This is a genomic window from Nocardioides agariphilus (assembly GCF_015352445.1).
Taxonomy (GTDB): Bacteria; Actinomycetota; Actinomycetes; order Propionibacteriales; family Nocardioidaceae; genus Nocardioides; species Nocardioides agariphilus.
On record NZ_JADKPO010000028.1, the window covers coordinates 39,440 to 56,508 of the forward strand.

22 protein-coding genes are annotated in these 17,069 nt (G+C 70.1%); 15 read left to right on the forward strand and 7 right to left on the reverse strand.

Features of this window, described 5'->3' with window-relative positions; translation table 11 throughout:
- Window positions 1-173: 173 nt before the first annotated feature.
- The 3 genes from ISU10_RS17705 to ISU10_RS17715 are packed head-to-tail and all read left to right on the forward strand — an operon-like array spanning window position 174 to window position 2,146.
- Entirely contained in the window at window positions 174-578 is a 405-nt protein-coding gene (locus ISU10_RS17705; RefSeq protein ID WP_194697753.1) for an ATP-binding protein, read from the forward strand.
- Between the two features lie 3 nt (window positions 579-581).
- Window positions 582-1,382 (forward strand): RNA polymerase sigma factor SigF, encoded by an 801-nt coding sequence (locus ISU10_RS17710; protein WP_194697754.1) that lies wholly within the window; start codon window positions 582-584, stop codon window positions 1,380-1,382.
- Entirely contained in the window at window positions 1,379-2,146 is a 768-nt protein-coding gene (locus ISU10_RS17715) for an SDR family NAD(P)-dependent oxidoreductase (protein WP_194697755.1), read from the forward strand. Before ISU10_RS17710 ends, ISU10_RS17715 begins: the two co-directional genes overlap by 4 nt.
- 111 nt (window positions 2,147-2,257) lie before the next feature.
- On the opposite strand, the gene ISU10_RS17720 is transcribed toward ISU10_RS17715, so the two are convergent.
- Window positions 2,258-2,641 (reverse strand): hypothetical protein, encoded by a 384-nt coding sequence (locus ISU10_RS17720; RefSeq protein WP_194697756.1) that lies wholly within the window; start codon window positions 2,639-2,641, stop codon window positions 2,258-2,260.
- A 249-nt stretch (window positions 2,642-2,890) separates the two neighbouring features.
- Here ISU10_RS17720 and ISU10_RS17725 point away from each other — a divergent pair, with 249 nt between their 5' ends.
- Window positions 2,891-3,142 carry a WhiB family transcriptional regulator gene (locus ISU10_RS17725; protein ID WP_194697757.1) on the forward strand — a complete coding sequence of 84 codons (252 nt, stop codon included), beginning with the start codon at window positions 2,891-2,893 and terminating at the stop codon, window positions 3,140-3,142.
- Window positions 3,143-3,161: 19 nt separating this feature from the next.
- Here the strand turns inward: ISU10_RS17725 and ISU10_RS17730 are convergent, their stop codons facing one another.
- On the reverse strand, window positions 3,162-4,634 hold the full coding sequence (locus ISU10_RS17730) for a sensor histidine kinase (RefSeq protein WP_194697758.1): 1,473 nt from the start codon (window positions 4,632-4,634) through the stop codon (window positions 3,162-3,164).
- Window positions 4,635-4,720: 86 nt separating this feature from the next.
- Between ISU10_RS17730 and ISU10_RS17735 the strand changes: the two genes are divergently transcribed.
- From ISU10_RS17735 to ISU10_RS24200, 5 genes are all read left to right on the forward strand, one after another.
- Entirely contained in the window at window positions 4,721-5,557 is an 837-nt protein-coding gene (locus ISU10_RS17735) for a DUF2785 domain-containing protein (protein ID WP_194697759.1), read from the forward strand.
- Window positions 5,558-5,581: 24 nt separating this feature from the next.
- Window positions 5,582-7,231, forward strand: coding sequence for an acetolactate synthase (locus tag ISU10_RS17740; protein WP_194697760.1), 1,650 nt, complete (start codon window positions 5,582-5,584; stop codon window positions 7,229-7,231).
- Window positions 7,232-7,233: 2 nt separating this feature from the next.
- Window positions 7,234-7,719, forward strand: coding sequence for a GNAT family N-acetyltransferase (locus ISU10_RS17745; RefSeq protein WP_370865619.1), 486 nt, complete (start codon window positions 7,234-7,236; stop codon window positions 7,717-7,719).
- Between the two features lie 11 nt (window positions 7,720-7,730).
- On the forward strand, window positions 7,731-8,087 hold the full coding sequence (locus ISU10_RS17750) for a thioesterase family protein (RefSeq protein WP_228501258.1): 357 nt from the start codon (window positions 7,731-7,733) through the stop codon (window positions 8,085-8,087).
- A 127-nt stretch (window positions 8,088-8,214) separates the two neighbouring features.
- Window positions 8,215-8,289 (forward strand): 50S ribosomal protein bL37, encoded by a 75-nt coding sequence (locus ISU10_RS24200; RefSeq protein WP_370865623.1) that lies wholly within the window; start codon window positions 8,215-8,217, stop codon window positions 8,287-8,289.
- A gap of 80 nt (window positions 8,290-8,369) precedes the next feature.
- Here the strand turns inward: ISU10_RS24200 and rsrA are convergent, their stop codons facing one another.
- From rsrA to ISU10_RS17770, 4 genes are all read right to left on the reverse strand, one after another.
- Window positions 8,370-8,630, reverse strand: coding sequence for a mycothiol system anti-sigma-R factor (gene rsrA / locus ISU10_RS17755; protein WP_194697762.1), 261 nt, complete (start codon window positions 8,628-8,630; stop codon window positions 8,370-8,372).
- Entirely contained in the window at window positions 8,627-9,307 is a 681-nt protein-coding gene (locus tag ISU10_RS17760; protein ID WP_228501259.1) for a sigma-70 family RNA polymerase sigma factor, read from the reverse strand. Before ISU10_RS17760 ends, rsrA begins: the two co-directional genes overlap by 4 nt.
- A 72-nt stretch (window positions 9,308-9,379) precedes the next feature.
- The gene (locus tag ISU10_RS17765; protein ID WP_194697763.1) at window positions 9,380-10,018 is read right to left on the reverse strand and encodes an alpha/beta hydrolase family protein; all 639 of its coding nucleotides are present in this window, start codon (window positions 10,016-10,018) and stop codon (window positions 9,380-9,382) included.
- A gap of 2 nt (window positions 10,019-10,020) precedes the next feature.
- Window positions 10,021-10,794, reverse strand: a complete 774-nt coding sequence (locus ISU10_RS17770; RefSeq protein WP_194697764.1) for an SOS response-associated peptidase — start codon at window positions 10,792-10,794, stop codon at window positions 10,021-10,023.
- 78 nt (window positions 10,795-10,872) lie between these two features.
- On the opposite strand from ISU10_RS17770, the gene ISU10_RS17775 reads away from it, so the two are divergent.
- The 4 genes from ISU10_RS17775 (at window position 10,873) to rsgA (ending at window position 14,943) form a co-directional block, all read left to right on the forward strand.
- Window positions 10,873-11,397: a DoxX family protein gene (locus ISU10_RS17775; protein ID WP_194697765.1), complete on the forward strand. Its 525-nt coding sequence runs from the start codon at window positions 10,873-10,875 to the stop codon at window positions 11,395-11,397.
- Window positions 11,398-11,501: 104 nt separating this feature from the next.
- On the forward strand, window positions 11,502-12,635 hold the full coding sequence (locus ISU10_RS17780) for an aminomethyl transferase family protein (protein WP_194697766.1): 1,134 nt from the start codon (window positions 11,502-11,504) through the stop codon (window positions 12,633-12,635).
- A 23-nt stretch (window positions 12,636-12,658) separates the two neighbouring features.
- A complete protein-coding gene (gene aroA, locus ISU10_RS17785) occupies window positions 12,659-13,936 on the forward strand; it encodes a 3-phosphoshikimate 1-carboxyvinyltransferase (RefSeq protein WP_194697775.1) in 1,278 nt (425 codons plus the stop codon).
- Entirely contained in the window at window positions 13,936-14,943 is a 1,008-nt protein-coding gene (rsgA, locus tag ISU10_RS17790) for a ribosome small subunit-dependent GTPase A (protein WP_194697767.1), read from the forward strand. Before aroA ends, rsgA begins: the two co-directional genes overlap by 1 nt.
- A gap of 73 nt (window positions 14,944-15,016) precedes the next feature.
- On the opposite strand, the gene ISU10_RS17795 is transcribed toward rsgA, so the two are convergent.
- A complete protein-coding gene (locus ISU10_RS17795; RefSeq protein WP_194697768.1) occupies window positions 15,017-15,466 on the reverse strand; it encodes a hypothetical protein in 450 nt (149 codons plus the stop codon).
- 97 nt (window positions 15,467-15,563) lie between these two features.
- Between ISU10_RS17795 and hisN the strand changes: the two genes are divergently transcribed.
- Both hisN and ISU10_RS17805 read left to right on the forward strand, forming a co-directional pair.
- Window positions 15,564-16,457 carry a histidinol-phosphatase gene (gene hisN, locus ISU10_RS17800; protein WP_194697769.1) on the forward strand — a complete coding sequence of 298 codons (894 nt, stop codon included), beginning with the start codon at window positions 15,564-15,566 and terminating at the stop codon, window positions 16,455-16,457.
- A gap of 85 nt (window positions 16,458-16,542) precedes the next feature.
- Complete coding sequence (locus ISU10_RS17805; RefSeq protein ID WP_194697770.1) at window positions 16,543-16,974, forward strand: CBS domain-containing protein; 432 nt, start codon at window positions 16,543-16,545, stop codon at window positions 16,972-16,974.
- Window positions 16,975-17,069: the final 95 nt, after the last annotated feature.

Consider the following 17,069-nt stretch of genomic DNA (forward strand, 5'->3'; position numbering starts at 1 on the left):
GATACTCATCGGTCCAATGCCAATATTCGGTGCGACGCATAGACGCGATCAATGGGTCGTCGCCGACGTCCAGCCAGTCATTTACCCGGACCACCTCATCGCACGCCGCACGGCCCGTTAGCGTGGCTCTCCACGCAACGTCATCCGCTGCGCACCCGCTGTGAGGACTCCCGATGCCAGACACCCAGGACCGGCCGCGCGCCGACGTCGAGCTTCGGCTCCCCGCCGACGGCGTCTACGTATCGGTGGTGCGCACCACGACCGCGGGCCTGGCAGCCCGGCTCGACTTCCTCATCGACGACATCGAGGACCTGCGCATCGCGGTCGGGGAGGCCTGCGCGATGGTGCTTCCCGAAGCCGAGGAGGACTCCGAGCTCACCTGCAGCTACTACCTCTCCCCCGGCCGGCTCACCGTGGAGGTCGCGGTATCTGCCGCCAGCCCGCACGAGCCGGCGTACGACTCCTTCGCCTGGCAGGTGCTCAGCACCATGGCGACGCGCGCCGAGTCCGACTCCGGCGCCGGAAGGTTCGCCATCCGGTTGACCATGGAGTCCGGCGTGCCAGGAGCCGGCAGCTGATCGATGCCTGACTCCTCACCCGACCATGAGGCCACCAAGCGGCGCAGCAGCCAGCTGTTCGCCGTGCTCGCGAGCGAGCCGACCGTCCGGCCCAGCGGACGACGCACGCGCGTGGCCGCACGCGATGAGCTGGTCCATCTGCACCTGCCCTTGGTCGAGCACTGCGCGCGCCGGTTCCGCAACCGCGGCGAGCCGTTCGAGGACCTCGTCCAGGTCGGCACCATCGGGCTGCTCAAGTCCATCGACCGCTTCGACGCCGAGCGCGGCGTGGAGTTCTCGACGTACGCGACCCCCACGATCATCGGCGAGATCAAGCGCTACTTCCGCGACAAGGGCTGGGCCATCCGGGTGCCTCGGCGACTGCAGGAGCTGCGGTTGCAGATCATCGCGACGACAGCCGAGCTGACCCAGTCACTGGGCCGCTCCCCCACGCCGCGCGAGCTGGCCGACGGCCTGGGCTGCTCGGTCGAGGAGATCGTGGAGGGCATCGAGTCCGCCAATGCCTACTCCACCCTGTCCCTGGACGCCACCGATGACGGCGGCGAGAGCGGTGAGGGCGGCTCGATGCTCGAGGCGATCGGCATCGTGGACGAGAATCTCGAGCACGTCGAGAACCGGGAGACGCTCAAGCCTCTCCTCGATGCCCTCGCACCTCGGGAGAGGGAGATCCTGTTGCTCAGGTTCTTCAAGAACAAGACGCAGACCCAGATCGCAGAGGAGATCGGAGTGTCACAGATGCACGTGTCCAGGTTGCTGAGCCGGACCTTGGAGCAGCTCCGCTCGTCGATGGAGCAGACCCGGTGACTGGCCGGCTCGACGGCAAGGTCGCGGTCGTCACGGGAGCGGCCCGTGGCATCGGACGGGCCACGCTGGAGCTCTTCGTCGCCGAGGGCGCCCACGTGGTAGCCACCGACCTCGATGCCGAGACCTTGGCGGCGACCGCTGCGGAGGTGTCACCCGATGTCGTCACCGTGACCGGCGACGTGTCGGTGGAAGACGACGCGCGAGCGATGATCGAGGCCGCCGTGTCGTCGTTCGGGCGCATCGACGTGCTGGTGGCCAACGCCGGCGTGATCCCCCTGAGCACCATCGACCAGACCACGGTCGCCGACTGGGACCACGTGATGGCCGTCGACGGCCGGGGCATGTTCTTGACCTGCAAGTTCGCTATCGAGCACATGGCCCAGCAGGACGACGGCAGGGGTTCGGGCTCCATCGTGTTGCTGTCCTCGATCTCGGGGCAGCGCGGCCAGGTCGGCCAGGCGGCCTACGGTCCGGCCAAGTACGTCGCCACCGGTCTGACCCACCACCTGGCGATCGAGTGGGCCTCGCGCGGGATCCGCGTCAACGCGGTGGCGCCGGGCACCATCCGCACCGATGCCGTGGTGTCGCTGCTCGAGACGCCGGAGGGGCAGGCCTACGTCGAGGAGATCGAGCAACGCCACCCGATCGGCCGTCTGGGTGAGCCTCGCGAGGTCGCCGAGGCGATCGCCTTCTTGGCCTCCGACTCCGCCTCCTTCGTCACCGGCGCCGTGCTGCCCGTCGACGGGGGCTACCTGGCCCAGTAGACCTGGCCCAGTAGACCTGGCCCAGTAGACCTGGCCCAGTAGACCTGGCCCAGTAGACCTGGCCCAGTAGACCTGGCCCAGTAGACCTGGCCCAGTGACTCCGCAGGGCAGTCACTCGCGGTCGAGGGCCAGCCTGCTCGCCGGGTGGAACAGGCCCGCGAGCGTGAGGGCCGAGACCAGCGCCAGCCCGATCGCGATGGGCAAGGTGTCTCCCTCGCGGAACCCCCAGGCCAGCCCGAGCTGGATGAGCTGCGCGAGCAGGACCGGCGCCCGCGCCCACGGCGCGCATCGGGTCAGCTGCCAGCCGCAGTAGACGAGCAGGGCGCCATAGGCGACGAAGAAGCCCGCGGTCGTCACGCCCATGGTGAGGCGACCCGAGGTCAGGCTGGCCACCTCCAGCAGGCCCAGGACGGCGATCACCAAACCCTCCAGTGCCGCGAGTGAAGCGGCGGCGAGCAGCGGGAGTGGCGCAGCAACTCGGCTCTGGGCTGGCACGTGCCCACCCTAGAAGGTCTGCCGTGACGCCGATCGGGTACGGACTGGTTGGCGCCGCAGAAGGCAACCTGTGACACAACCTACGGAACAGGGGGTTGTTTCACGTTCCAATAGTTGCCAGTCTGGGGGGTGGCGCTCGTGAACGCGTTCACTTCACCGTGCCCGCAACCACGCGAAGCGCCCGCACGCCCAGGGTCCACAGGTCACCGCACCTGGCCCGACATCGCAACGAAAGAGGATCCCCCAGCCATGGATTGGCGCAGCCGTTCCGCATGCCTCGACGAGGACCCGGAGCTGTTCTTCCCGATCGGCAACACCGGTCCGGCCATCCTCCAGATCGAGGAGGCCAAGCAGGTGTGCCGTCGCTGCGAGGTGCGCGAGCAGTGCTTGGCGTGGGCGCTCGAGGCTGGGCAGGACCACGGGGTGTGGGGCGGTCTGAGCGAGGACGAGCGCCGGGCGCTCAAGCGTCGCAACGCGCGCGCCCGGGTGCGCACCGCCTGATCTCTCGGCTGACTTTCGGCTAGTCCAGCGGCAGGTCCATCGCCACCCGGGCGCCGGCCTGCCCGTGCGCGGGTCCGATCTCCAGCAGTCCACCCAGCTCGGACTCCACCAGCGTCCGCACGATCGAGAGCCCCAGCGACGTGCCCCGGTCGGGATCGAAGTCCTCGGGTAGGCCCCGGCCGTCGTCCTCGATCACGACGTGCAGGCGCCCGACGAGGCGACGGGCGCTGACCACGATCACGCCGTGGGCCTCGTCGTCGGGTGCGTAGCCGTGCTCGACGGCGTTTTGAAGCACCTCGGTCAGCACCATGGCCAACGCCGTGGCCGACTCCGAAGGCAGCACCCCGAAGGAGCCCGTACGGCGCACCCGCACGCGCTCCCCCAGCGCGGAGACCTCGGTGACCATGCGTCCCAGCCGATCGGCGATCTCGTCGAAGGCCACGTGCTCCTCGGGTGACTGGCTGAGCGTCTCGTGCACGATCGCGATCGAGCCCACCCGGCGTACGGCCTCCTCGAGGGCCGCCTTCGCGTCCGGCGCCTCGATCCGCCGCGCCTGGAGCCGCAGCAGTGCGGCCACTGTCTGGAGGTTGTTCTTCACCCGGTGGTGGATCTCGCGGATAGTGGCCTCCTTGGTCACCAGCTCGCGGTCGCGCCGCCGGAGGTCGGTGACGTCGCGCAGCAGCACCAGGGCGCCGCTGCGTTGGCCATCGGTGCGCAACGGAATGGCCCGCAGGATCAACACGACGTCGTCGGTCCCGATCTCGGTGTCTCGCGGGGCCCGGCCCAGCAGCACCGCGCTCAGCGTCTCCTCGTCGGTGCGGTGCAGGGGCGGCACCAGCTCACGGGTGAGGGTGGCCAGCTCCAGACCGGTCAGGTCGCCGGAGTGCCCGAGGCGGCGGTAGACCGACAGCGCGTTGGGACTGGCGTAGGCGACCCGGCCGTCGACGTCGACCCGGAGGAACCCGTCGCCGACGCGTGGCGAGTCGGCGTGGTCGCTGCGTTGCCCCGGGTGGGGGAAGTGGCCTGTCGCGATCATGTTGGTGAGGTCGGCCGCCGTCTGCAGGTAGGACAGCTCCAGTCTGCTCGGAGTGCGGATCCCGAGCAGGTTGGTGGTGCGCGCGACCACGGCGATGACACGGTCGTCGCGGCGCACGGGTATCGCCTCCGCCCGGACCGGTACGTCGTCGCGCCACTCCGGGTCTCCGTCGCGCATCGGCCGCCCGCGCTCGTAGGCGGAGTCCAGGAGCCGACGCCGGCCGGTCGGTACGAAGGTGCCCAAGACGTCGTCGACCAAGGAGGTCGGTCCCGTGGTCGGCCGCATCTGCCCGGCGGCCCAGAAGCCCTTGCCCTCTCGGTCCGGGAGCCACAGCACCAGGTCGGCGAAGGAGAGGTCGGCGATGATCTGCCAGTCCGCCATCAGCAGCTGCAGCCACTTCACGTCCTCCTCGTCGAGGTCGGTGTGGCTGCGCACGAGCTCGGTCAAGGACGGCACCGACCCAGGCTAGGGCGTCCCTGTGGGCGCCGGGTGGGTCAGACTCCCTGGCCTCACCCCCAGGCGCCAGTGGCAGGATGGCGGCCATGACTCGGGCCTACTGGAGCCAGGTGAAGGCCACAGGTCTGGCGGTGCCCGATGACCGGCCGCTGGCAGAGCTGACAACCGAGCTCACCTCGATGCTCGGCTCCCCCGACCCGCAGATGCGAGACGGTCTGGCCTACCCGACCCTCGCGACCTGGATCGACCGCGGGGTCTACGACGACCTGATCGTCGGCCTCGGCGACGGCATGGCTGCGGGCCTCGTCGTCGGACTGGGCGAGCAGGGCACCGACTCGGTCTTCCGGCGGGCCTTCTCGGTTCTCGTGCTGGCCGAGTGCATCGACCGCGACAACCAGCAAGGCCTGGTTCCCGGCGCGAAGCTGATGGAGTGGGGTGACCGGATCGCCTCGTGGTACCTCCGCGAGCGCGACCTCCGCGGGTTCGTGCCCGACAAGGGCTGGGCCCACACGGTGGCCCATGGCGCGGACGCCATCGGAGTCCTGGCCCGCTCAGCCCACTTCGGCCGCAACGAGCTCACCGTCCTGCTCGACGTCATCGGGGACCGGGTGCTCGCCCCGGCCGAGGCCCCCTTCACCCATGGCGAGCCGGACCGGATGGCCCTGGCCACCATGACGGTGCTGCGTCGCAACGTGGTGCCGTTGGCGGTCGTCGAACCCTGGGTCGCCCGCCTCGCGGCGGGTGCCGAGCGCTCCTCGGTCGCCGACAGCGACCCCTTCTTGCCCACCGCCAACGCCGAGGCGTTCCTGCGCGCCCTCCACCTCCAGCTCGCGATCGCACCGGCGCCACCCGAGATCCGGCCCGACCTGCTGCTCGTGGTGATGTCAGCACTCAGGACGACCAACCCGTCGTACCTGACCTGACTTACTGCTCGGTAACGTGCAGGCATGACCGAACTGAGCGGACACGCCGGCGAGCTGGCCGTGGCGGTGGCCCGGGCCCACGGAGTCGAGACGATGTTCACGCTCTCGGGTGCCCACGTCTTCCCGATGTACGACGGCGCGGTCAAGGCCGAGCCTCCGATGCGCTTGCTCGATGTCCGGCACGAGCAGACGGCCGCCTTCGCCGCAGAGGCGACGGGCAAGCTCACGCGACGCCCCGGGCTGGCCGTGCTCACCGCCGGCCCTGGCGTGACCAACGGCATCAGCGCCATCGCGCAGGCGCAGTTCGCCGGCTCTCCGATGGTCGTCGTCGGCGGGCGGGCGCCGCAGAACCGCTGGGGCAGCGGCAGCCTGCAAGAGCTCGACCAGCCGCCGATCATCGCGCCGATCGCCAAGCTCGCACGCACCATCCCGACGGCTGCCGAGGTGGCGGCCGGCTTCGACGAGGCGTTCACCGTGGCTGGCTCCTCCCACCGCGGGCCCGTGTTCATCGACGTGCCGATGGACGAGTTCTTCAACCAGGGCACCGGCGTCCTGCCGTCGGGCGCCACGCCGCGCGGTGCCGACCCCGATCCCGAGCTGATCGAGCAGGTGGCCGCGCTGCTCGCGGGCGCCGAGCGGCCGGTGCTGATCATCGGCACCGACGTCTGGGCCGACGGAGCAGAGCAGGCCGCGCTCGAGCTGGTCGAATGGGCGGGCCTGCCCGCGATCACCAACGGGATGGGCCGCGGTGTCATCCCCGGCGGCCACCCCTACCTGGTCACCAAGGCGCGCGGTCAGGCCCTTGGCGGCGCCGATCTCGTGGTGGTCGTCGGCACGCCGCTCGACTTCCGCCTCGGCTACGGCGTCTTCGGCGGCAAGGACGGTGGCACGCCCGCGCGTGTCGTGCACCTGGCCGACACTCCCGGCCAGGTCGCCCAGCACGCAGAGCTGGTTGCCTCCGCCGCGGGCGACCTGACCGCCGTGCTGACCGGAGTACGCGATGCCCTCGACAAGATCGGGCCTCCCGACTGGTCGGGTTGGGCCGATGACCTGCGGGCCGGCGTGCGGGCGGCCGCCGATCGCGACGCGGAGCTGCTCGGCGCCGAAGCCGACCCGATCCACCCGGCGCGGGTCTATGGCGAGCTGGTGCCGCGACTGGCCGACGACTCCGTCGTCATCGGCGACGGCGGTGACTTCGTGTCGTTCGCCGGCAAGTACGTCGAGCCGAAGCGGCCGGGTGGCTGGCTCGACCCAGGTCCCTACGGCTGCCTGGGTGCGGGGCTGGGCGCCGCGATCGCGGCCCGGCTGGCGCGACCGTCGGCCCAGGTCACGCTGCTCCTCGGCGACGGCGCGGCCGGGTTCTCGTTGATGGATGTCGACACCCTGGTACGCCACGAGCTGCCGGTCGTGATGGTGATGGGCAACAACTCGGCGTGGGGCCTGGAGAAGGGCCCGATGCAGATGATCTACGGCTACGACGTGGTGGCCGACCTCGCCCATCGCACCCGGTACGACGAGGTGGTCAAGGCCCTGGGCGGCGCGGGCGAGACGGTCACCGACCCCCGGGAGATCGGGCCCGCGCTCGACCGCGCCTACGCCGCCGGCACGCCGTACCTCGTCAACGTCATCACCGACGTGGGTGCGACCTACCCCCGCAACACCTACGGCGTCTGACCGTGCTGATCCGCCGCGCCAGGCCCGACGACTACGAGACCGTGGGCAGGATCACCGAGGCGGCCTACGAGGAGTTCCTCGAGGGGCCTGACGACTACTACCGCGTAGCCCTGCGCGACGCCGAGAAGCGCGATCGTGAGGCCGAGCTCTGGGTGGCGGTCGGGGAGGACGGCGCCATCCTCGGCAGCGTCACCTGGTGCCCGTCCGGCTCGCCGTGGCGAGAGCTGTCGGTCGACGGCGAGGGCGAGTTCCGGATGCTGGCCGCGGCGCCGGATGCCCGGGGCCGAGGCGTCGGTGAGGCACTGGTCCGGCACTGCGAGGCGCTGGCGACCACGGCCGGGGCCAGCCGGATGTGGCTGACCACGATCGACGCCATGACCCATGCCCGGGAGATCTACAGCCGGCTCGGCTATCGGCACGTGCCGGACCGCGACTGGTACCCCGAGGAGATGCCCGAGCTTGCGCTGCGCGCCTGGTCCAAGCTGTGATGGAGGCGACCTTGTCGTTCACCGTGACCGACGCCGACACCGCGGCAGCCTTGGGCTCCGGCTCACTGCCCGTGCTCGGCACCCCGCGGCTGCTGGCCTGGTGCGAGGCGGCCACCTGCGCGGCCCTCGACCCGACGCTGACGGAGGGCTCGACCAGCGTGGGCACCCGCGTCGAGCTCGAGCACCAGGCCGCCAGCCCCGTCGGCGCCGAGGTACAGGTCACCGCCTCCTCGTCGTACGTCGACGGCCGCCTCCACCGCTTCTCCGTCCAGGCCCGCCACGCCTCCGACCAGAAGGTCCTCGCCACCGCCCAGATCACCCGGGTCGTTGTGGACAGTGCGCGGTTTCTGGGTCGTCTCTCCGGGTAGTCCCGTGCAGTTGACGGGTTGAGAGCGCTTCCATGGGCGTCAACCGCACGGGAGTACCGCGATTTCATCCACAGCCCCCGCCCTGGGAGGATGGGCGGTCGACTGAGACGACTTGAGGAGGACAGCCATGGGTAAGACCGGGAACAAGCGCCGGGCGCGCAAGAAGAAGAAGGCCAACCACGGCAAGCGCCCCAACAGCTGACCTACGTCGGCCGCCAAGCGTTCGAGCCCCCGACCGGGTAACCGGTGCGGGGGCTCGCTGCTGCAGAGGGCCGGCGGTGCCTAGCTCTCGTGCATCTGCACGGAAATCTGCTGCAGGCGCACGCGGACCTTGTCGCGCAGGGCGTCGGGAGCCGCCTCGGTGCAGGAGCGCGCCACGATCATCTTGATCGTGCGCTGGACGTCGTAGCGCTCGAAGCAGGGGGCGCACTCATCGAGGTGGATCTTGACGTTCGCCACCTCGGTGGCGTCGAGCTCGTTGTCGAGCAGGTAGACGATGCGGTCGAGGAAGTCGGCACAGGACTCGTGGCCGTCAGCGGTCATGACGTGGACTCCTCCCCCACGCGGATCAGGTCGTTGGCCCGCACGTAGTCGGACAGCATCTCGCGCAGCTGCCGGCGGCCTCGGTGCAGTCGGGACATCACGGTGCCGATCGGCGTCTCCATGATCTCTGCGATCTCCTTGTAGGCAAAGCCCTCGACGTCGGCCAGATAGACAGCGAGCCGGAACTCCTCGGGCAGCCGCTGCAGCGCGGTCTTCACCTGGGAGTCGGGCAGGTGCTCGAGCGCCTCCATCTCGGCCGACTTCAGCCCGGTCGAGGTGTGGGACTCGGCCCTCGCGAGCTGCCAGTCCTCGACGTCCTCGGACATCGACTGCTGCGGCTGGCGCTGTTTCTTGCGGTAGGTGTTGATGAAGGTGTTGGTGAGGATGCGGTAGAGCCAGGCCTTGAGGTTGGTGCCCGGCTTGAACTGGTGGAACGAGCCATAGGCCTTGGCGAAGGTCTCCTGCACCAGGTCTTCGGCGTCGGCGGGGTTGCGGGTCATCCGCATCGCGGCTGAGTAGAGCTGGTCGAGGTAGGGCAGGGCGTCGCGCTCGAAACGGGCGGTGCGCTCGGCCTCGGTCTCGGTGGCCCGGTTGTCGGCGACGTCAACTGCTGGGACGTCTGCCGCATCATCAACGGGTGCCACGACCTCGGGGGTCTGTTCGATCGAGTTGGTCATCGTCTCCCAATCTACTTCGGGAGTCGGCCTTTCCAGGACTGCGAGCACGTGGGGTGGAACACGCCACCGTCTTCAGGGATTCCCGGTCACCTCTCGCACGATCCACTCCAGCACCGACTCCACGACCACCTCCATGGCCTCCGCCTCGCTCACCCCACTGCGCTTGGGCGTGGCGAACCCGTGGTCAGCGGAGGGTACGACGGCCAGGTCGACGTCGCCGGGGAACTCGTCGGGTCGCCCGAAGGAGTCGTTCTCGCCCTGCACCACCAAGGTGGGCACTCCGGCGCCCAGCAGCTCGTCGAGGCGTGACTTCTCCGGTCGACCTGGCGGGTGCAAGGGGAAGGCCAGGGCCAGGCAACCGGTCGCGCCCAGTGCTGACGCGGTGCGGGCCGCCGACCGGGCTCCAGCGGAGCGGCCACCCACGACGAACGGGACGCGACCGCGCAGACTGCGCGCGGCGGTGCTGAAGCCGATGTCGAGGGTGGCGGGCGGGCTGGCGACCTTGCCGCCCTTGACCCGCCACGGCTGCTCGAACAGGTGCACATGGACGCCCTGGCGAGGCAGCGCTGCGGCCAAGGCCTCGAGGTCGCGGGTGTCGACGCCCCGGCCGGCACCGTGGCTGAGGAGCAGGCTCGCCACCGGACGGCGCGCGCGGTAGGAGTCGAGGCGCCCGTCACCGAAGGGCGTGGCGATGGTCTGCTGCACAGGCACGGCTACTCCGCCAACTCGGGAAGGTCCTCCAAGGGCAACGGCTCCATCAGCTCGGGGCCGTTGTTGCGGACGTTGCTCACCGCCTTGGAGACCGGATATGCCTCGAGGGCGCCCGGCGACGCGGGCACCAGCAGGGCGAGGAGGTCGTCCTTGTCCTTCTTGGTGGGGTCGAGCCAGGCGGCCCACCGGTCCTTCTCCACCATCAGCGGCATGCGGTCGTGGATGTGGCCCACGTCGTCCTCGGCGTCGGTGGTGATCACCGTGCAGGTCCAGCGGAAGCGGTCGGGGTCGTCGTCGGCCTTGTCGGGATCTCGCCAGATCTCGTAGAGCCCGGCCATCGCGAGGATGCCGTGATCCTTGGGGCGGATGAAGAACGGCTGCTTGAGCGGCTTGCCGGACTTGCCGAGCTGTTGGGTGGGGTACCACTCGTAGTAGCCGTCGGCGGGCAGCAGGCAGCGGCGCGAGGAGAATGCCCGCCTGAACGCAGGCTTCTCGGCCACCGTCTCCATGCGGGCGTTGATCATCCGGTTGCCGATCTTGGGATCCTTGGCCCACGAGGGCACCAGCCCCCAGGTCAGCGCACGTAGCTGCCGCTCGGCGGGCACTCCCTGCTCCCCCTCCTCCTTGGAGGGTGGCCGCTCCACCACGGCGTAGACCTCCTTGGTCGGCGCGACGTTGTAGTCGGGCTGGAGCACCGTGGGCACCCGGTTGTCGGCGACCTCGAACTCCTCGATGAGGTCCTCGGGCCTGCGGCTGGAGGCGTAGCGACCGCACATGCGCACAGGCTAGTGGCGACCACCGACCACCCCGTCGGGCGACGACCGGCCGTGATCGAGTGGTGTAGGAAAGACGACATGACGATCGTCCGGCTTGCGGCCCGGCCCCTCCTCGCCTCGATGTTCGTGGTGGGAGGACTCGACTCACTACGCAACGCCAGCCAGAAGGCCGACGCCGCCGAGCCCGTCGTCGACCGCCTCGTGCCGCTGCTGCGCAGGTACGTGCCGCAGCTCCCCGAGGACACCACGACTCTGGTCCGGCTCAACGGGGCTGCCCAGATCGGCGCCGCGCTGATGCTGGCCACCGGCCGGATGCCACGCACCTCCAGCGCGCTGCTCGCCGCCACGCTCGTGCCGACGACCGCCGCCGGTCACCGGTTCTGGGAGGAGAAGGACCCACAGCGCAAGGCTCAGCAACGCGTCCACTTCTTCAAGAACGCCTCGATGCTCGGCGGCCTCCTTCTCGCCGCGGTCGACACCGAGGGCAAGCCCGGCGTTGCCTGGCGGGCGCGCAGGGCCGCGGCCGACGTACGCCGCGAGGCCAAGGTGCTGGCCAAGAGCGCCCGCCGAGAGGCCAGGCTGGCCCGCGCCCAGCTGACCTGATCGCGTCGCGGTCCCGAGGTTCGACCCGCGCCTCCATGACCGGTCCTGCTTGAACAGTCAGTCAAACTCGTGCGAGGATGCGGCCCCTGACCACGGGAGGCCCGATGAGCGAGAACCCTGAATCCGGTACCGCGATCAAGACCGCGTTCCACGACGTGACTGCCGCCCAGGGCGGGTCGCACTACGAGGAGGGCGGGTGGACCTGGCTCGAGGGGTTCGGCGACCTGGCCAAGGAGTACTCCGCCCTCCGCGACGACGTAGCCGTGTGGGACGTCTCGCCGCTCAACAAGTGGGAGTTCCGCGGGCCCGACGCCCTGAGGGCAGCCCAGCGAGGCTTCAGCAACGACGCGGTGGGGCTGGCCGTCGGGCAGGCACGCTACGGCGCGTTCCTCGACGCCGACGGGCTGATGGTCGATGACGGGACCGTGTTCAACACCGGTTCGGACGACCACTGCTGGGTGATGACCAACGGAAGGGACCACGAGCAGTACTTCGGGGAGCTGGCGTCCGGCCTCGACGTCGAGTTCGAGTGGGTCACGCAGTCGATGCCGCACCTCGGGGTGACGGGACCTCGCTCTCGCGAGGTGGTCTCGAAGCTGACTGACGAGGACCTGGAGGCGCTGAGGTACTTCAGGTTCATCCCCCGACCGGTCAAGGTCGCGGGTGTCGACGTGCACCTGTCCCGGACCGGTTACGGCGGCGAGCTCGGGTTCGAGCTGTTCCTGGTCGACCCGTCCGACGCCGAGACGCTCTGGAACGCGATCGTCGGCGCCGGAGTCACGCCGATCGGCACCGAGGCGATCGAGGTCGCCCGGATCGAGGCCGGACTGATCGTGACCTCCTATGAGTACGAGCCACACGAGCGCACGCCCTTCGACGTCGGCCTCGACCGGATGGTGCGGCTCGACCAGGGACTCGGCTTCACCGGCGAGGACGCGCTGCGTGCCGTGGCCGCCAACCCACCCCACCGCTTCGTCACGCTGCGCTACGAGGCCGACGAGCTCCCGGAGTACGGCGCCGTGGTCACCAAGGACGGCCAGGAGGTCGGCGTGCTCACCAGCCCGACCGACAGCCCGAGGTTCGGCCAGATCGGGCTCGCCGTGATCGAGACGGGGCACGCGACGCTGGGCGGCACACTGGACGTGGCACTGGACGTGGCAGCGAGCGACGAGACCGTGCGTGCGACGGTCGACGTACTTCCGGTCTACGACACGGAGAAGAGGCGACCCCGTTCGTAACGTCTAGGCTGCGCCGCGTGACCGTGAGCACCTACGAGGACCCGTGGCCCGCACCACGCGCGCGGGGCCCGGTCGAGGTCACCACCGAGCTTCCAGGCAGCAAGTCGCTGACCAACCGGGCGCTCGTGCTCGCCGCACTCGCTGACGGCCCCAGCGTCGTACGCCGTGCCCTGAAGTCGCGTGACACCGTCTTGATGGCGCAGGGTCTCGACGCAATGGGTGCCGACGTCGACTACTCCGGGGACGACTGGTCGGTGGCACCGGGACGGTTCGACAGCGACGCGACGATCGACTGCGGCCTTGCCGGCACCGTGCTGCGCTTCCTGCCTCCGGTCGCTGCGCTGTCCAGCGGGGCGGTCTCCTTCGACGGCGACCCCCACATGCGCAAACGTCCCGTCGGCGAAGTACTGACGGCGCTGCGCGGCGTCGGCGCGACCGTCGACGACGAGGGCCGCGGCGCGCTGCCGTTCGTGATCCGCGGGCACGGATCGGTCACCGGCGGGCAGGTCGTGATCGACGCCTCCGCCTCCTCGCAGTTCGTGTCGGCGCTCCTGCTCGCGGGCTCCCGCTACGACCACGGCATCGACGTGCTGCACGACGGCAAGCCCGTGCCGTCCCTGCCACACATCGACATGACGGTGGCGATGCTGCGTCGCCACGGGGTCGACGTCGACGATGCGGAGCCCAACCGCTGGCAGGTGGCCCCCGGCCCGATCAAGGCCCTCGACACGGAGATCGAGCCGGACCTGTCCAACGCGGCGCCTTTCCTCGCGCTGGCTGCCACCACCGGTGGGACCGTCAGGGTGCCGGCCTGGCCGCACGAGACGACCCAGCCCGGCGATGCGCTGCGGGACCTGCTCACGCGGATGGGCTGCGAGGTCACGCTCGATGACGACGGGCTGACGGCGCGCGGCCGCGAGCGACTCGAGGGCATCGACGCCGACCTGCACGACGTGGGAGAGCTGACCCCCGTCATCGCAGCCCTGTGCGCACTGGCCGAGTCGCCTTCGGTCCTGCGCGGCATCGCGCACATCCGCGGTCACGAGACCGACCGGCTCGCAGCCCTGACCCGTGAGCTCGGTGGCCTGGGTGCTCACGTCACCGAGACCGAGGACGGCCTCACCTTCCGGCCCGCGACGCTGCACGGAGGCCTGTTCCACACCTACGCCGACCACCGGATGGCACATGCCGGCGTCGTGGTCGGCTCGGTCGTCGACGGCGTGCTGGTCGAGAACGTCGGCACGACCTGGAAGACCTACCCGGGCTTCCCCACCTACTGGTCCCATTTGCTGGGTCGCTGATGCCCCCCGGTCAGCGCCGTTACGGCGAGCACGACCAGGAGCACTACGACCGCCCCCGGCGCCACACCCGACCACGCACCAAGGAGCGGCCGTCGTACGACGACGCTCACGACGGTCTCGTACTCACGGTCGACCGGGGCCGCTACGGAGTGGTCGTGGAGGGCGTGGCGGTCACGGCGATGAAGGCGCGCCCCCTGGGGCGCAAGGCTGTGGTCGTGGGCGACCGGGTTCGCGTGGTCGGCGACGTGTCCGGCGACGTGGGCTCCTTGGCCCGCATCGTGGAGGTCTCCGATCGCTCGACGGTCCTGCGCCGGAGCGCAGACGACGACGACGCCGTCGAGCGGGTGATCGTGGCCAACGCCGACCAGCTGGTCATCGTCAGCGCCCTGGCCGATCCCGAGCCCCGACCACGGCTGATCGACCGCGCCCTCGTGGCGGCCTACGACGCCGGGATGAAGCCACTGCTGTGCCTGACGAAGTCGGACCTGGCCGATCCCGAGACACTGCTCGTCACCTACCGGCCACTCGGTGTGCCGTGGGTGGTCACCCACAAGGGCGGCGACCTCAGCGACCTCCTCGCGAGGCTGCAGGACCGCACCAGCGTCCTGATCGGCCACAGCGGAGTCGGCAAGTCCACGCTGGTCAACGCCCTGGTGCCCGACGCCGACCGGGAGATCGGCCATGTCAATGCCGTCACCGGCCGCGGGCGACACACCTCGACCTCGGCGATCATGCTGCCGCTTCCTCATCGGGGCGAGGTCACCGGCTGGATCATCGACACGCCAGGGATTCGGTCCTTCGGGCTGGCGCACGTGCAGCCCGAGCACCTGATCGAGGCTTTCCCCGACCTCGACGAGATGACCGAGGACTGTCCTCGCGGCTGCACGCACGGCGCGGACGAGCCGGAGTGCGGGCTCGACGAGGCGGTCGAGCGCGGCGAGGCGGACCTCGCCCGCGTCGAGTCGTTCCGGCGACTACTCGCTGCGCGGTCGGAGCCGGCGTACTAGTGCCCCGCTTGGGAAGTCTCGCGCTGCACGCACGCTCGGCACCCCAAGCCTCACCACACTCCCTCGCGGGGCACTAGCTCCAGGCCGAGCGCGCTCCGGCGTCGCCGGTCAGCACCACCCATACCAAGGTCGCGACGGCCGACACCGCCATCAGCCCGGTCAGCACGGTGCGAGCGGTGCCTGGCTTGGCGTGGTAGGCGTAGGTCGTCGCGACGGTGACGATGCCGAAGGCAGAGACGATCCAGCGCAGCGTCTTGGCGTAGCTCTCATGGGTCCGGATGTTGTCGCGCAGCTGGCCAGAGGCGTTGGCGAACCGGTCGCTGCCGAAGAAGTTCACGCCCGTGACGTAGGCCGCCCAGATCGACGCGACGGCGATGACGGTCAGCACGAGCACGGGCCATCTCAGCAGGTCGCGGTGGCGGGGCAGGCCCGCGTAGGCCAGTGCGCCGAGCGCCGCCAGGGGTCCGAACACGACGGCCGCGTGAATGATCAGCACGTGGGCGGGTAGGCCGGCGATGTTCATGGGCGGAACCTCTCGAGGGATCCGGTCGATGGATTTGGCACACTTCCCCCTACGAATGGACAGGGCGGACGGTTCACGGCCGGATAGGTTGGAGACCATGCCGATCTCCGGTCGATCAGCCGGGCCAGCGGGCTCCGTCGACTACACCGACGACCTGCGCCTGGCCCATTTGCTGGCCGATGACGCCGACTCGATCACCGAGAGCCGCTTCAAGGCGCTCGACCTCCACGTGATGAGCAAGCCGGACCTGACCCCGGTCACCGACGCCGACCAGGCCGTCGAGGAGGCTATCCGGCGCACTCTCTCGCGCGTCCGCTCGCGCGATGCCGTGCTCGGCGAGGAGCAGGGCTCGACCGGACACAGCCAGCGCCGGTGGATCGTCGATCCCATCGACGGGACCAAGAACTTCGTGCGGGGCGTCCCCGTCTGGGCCACGCTGATCGCGCTGGTGGTCGACGGCGAGGTCGTACTCGGCGTGGTCTCGGCACCCGCGCTGCAGCGGCGGTGGTGGGCCTCCAAGGGTGCGGGGGCCTGGACCGGCCGATCGTTGCTGAAGGCCACCCGCTGCACCGTGTCCGACGTGCGGCGTCTGGAGGATGCGTCGATGTCCTACTCGTCGCTGCACGGATGGGACGAGCGCGACCGGCTGCAGGACTTCCTCTCCCTGATGCGTCGCTGCTGGCGCACCCGCGCCTACAGCGACTTCTGGTCCTACATGCTGCTGGCCGAGGGCGCCGTCGACATCGCCGCCGAACCTGAGCTGCAGCTCTACGACATGGCCGCCCTCGACGTGATCGTGCGCGAGGCGGGTGGCAAGTTCTCCTCCCTCGACGGCACCGAGGGTCCGTGGGGCGGCAACGCGCTGGCGACCAACGGCCACCTGCACGAGGCGGTCCTCGCCTTCCTCGGGTCGTTGCCCGACGACCACGAGGACCCCGAGTTCCCTCGTCAAGGCCCCGGCTCGGTCCACGAGCTGCGCCCTCGCGAGTGATGCTCTCGACTCGCGTCCCGCGGCGCGACTACGGTGGAATGCCAACCGAAGAGTAGTTCCCCTGCCACCGAGGAGGCCCACGCCCATGCGGATCAGCGACGTGATCGGCGGCAAGCCCAGCAAGGACGTCATCACGATCTCGCCGGACGCGAAGGTGCGTGACCTGATCCGGCTGCTCGCCGAGCACAACGTTGGAGCGCTGGTGGTCAGCGGCGACGGATCCACGGTTGACGGAATCGTCAGCGAGCGCGACGTCGTGCGTCACCTGCTCGACTCCGACGACATCCTCGAGGGCGCGGTCTCGGCGATCATGACGGCCGAGGTCGCCACCGCGGAGCCCGCCACCACGCTCGAGGCGATGCGAGCCCTGATGACCGAGCGCCGGATCCGGCACGTGCCCGTCGTCGCCGACGGCCGACTGGTCGGGATCATCTCGATCGGCGACGTCGTCAAGGCCGCCATGGACCAGCTGACGTTCGAGCGCGACCAGCTCGACCACTACGTCCAGGGCGGCTAGACGGTATGAGGTGACCCGGTCGCTGTGACGGGGTTGCGGGTCGGGGCCTCTCTCACAAATGGTCGTGGGTTACCGAGTAGGGGCTGCCTGCTCGG

What these genes read in the sequence shown, in the direction of transcription:
- ISU10_RS17725 (WP_194697757.1), top strand. Translation starts at nt 2,891, where the DNA reads ATGGATTGGCGCAGCCGTTCCGCATGCCTCGACGAGGACCCGGAGCTG.
- ISU10_RS17780 (WP_194697766.1), top strand. Translation starts at nt 11,502, where the DNA reads ATGAGCGAGAACCCTGAATCCGGTACCGCGATCAAGACCGCGTTCCAC.
- rsrA (WP_194697762.1), bottom strand. Translation starts at nt 8,630, where the DNA reads ATGACCGCTGACGGCCACGAGTCCTGTGCCGACTTCCTCGACCGCATC.
- ISU10_RS17805 (WP_194697770.1), top strand. Translation starts at nt 16,543, where the DNA reads ATGCGGATCAGCGACGTGATCGGCGGCAAGCCCAGCAAGGACGTCATC.
- ISU10_RS17775 (WP_194697765.1), top strand. Translation starts at nt 10,873, where the DNA reads ATGACGATCGTCCGGCTTGCGGCCCGGCCCCTCCTCGCCTCGATGTTC.
- ISU10_RS17710 (WP_194697754.1), top strand. Translation starts at nt 582, where the DNA reads ATGCCTGACTCCTCACCCGACCATGAGGCCACCAAGCGGCGCAGCAGC.
- hisN (WP_194697769.1), top strand. Translation starts at nt 15,564, where the DNA reads ATGCCGATCTCCGGTCGATCAGCCGGGCCAGCGGGCTCCGTCGACTAC.
- ISU10_RS17760 (WP_228501259.1), bottom strand. Translation starts at nt 9,307, where the DNA reads ATGACCAACTCGATCGAACAGACCCCCGAGGTCGTGGCACCCGTTGAT.
- ISU10_RS17705 (WP_194697753.1), top strand. Translation starts at nt 174, where the DNA reads ATGCCAGACACCCAGGACCGGCCGCGCGCCGACGTCGAGCTTCGGCTC.
- ISU10_RS17735 (WP_194697759.1), top strand. Translation starts at nt 4,721, where the DNA reads ATGACTCGGGCCTACTGGAGCCAGGTGAAGGCCACAGGTCTGGCGGTG.
- rsgA (WP_194697767.1), top strand. Translation starts at nt 13,936, where the DNA reads ATGCCCCCCGGTCAGCGCCGTTACGGCGAGCACGACCAGGAGCACTAC.
- ISU10_RS17740 (WP_194697760.1), top strand. Translation starts at nt 5,582, where the DNA reads ATGACCGAACTGAGCGGACACGCCGGCGAGCTGGCCGTGGCGGTGGCC.
- ISU10_RS17770 (WP_194697764.1), bottom strand. Translation starts at nt 10,794, where the DNA reads ATGTGCGGTCGCTACGCCTCCAGCCGCAGGCCCGAGGACCTCATCGAG.
- ISU10_RS17795 (WP_194697768.1), bottom strand. Translation starts at nt 15,466, where the DNA reads ATGAACATCGCCGGCCTACCCGCCCACGTGCTGATCATTCACGCGGCC.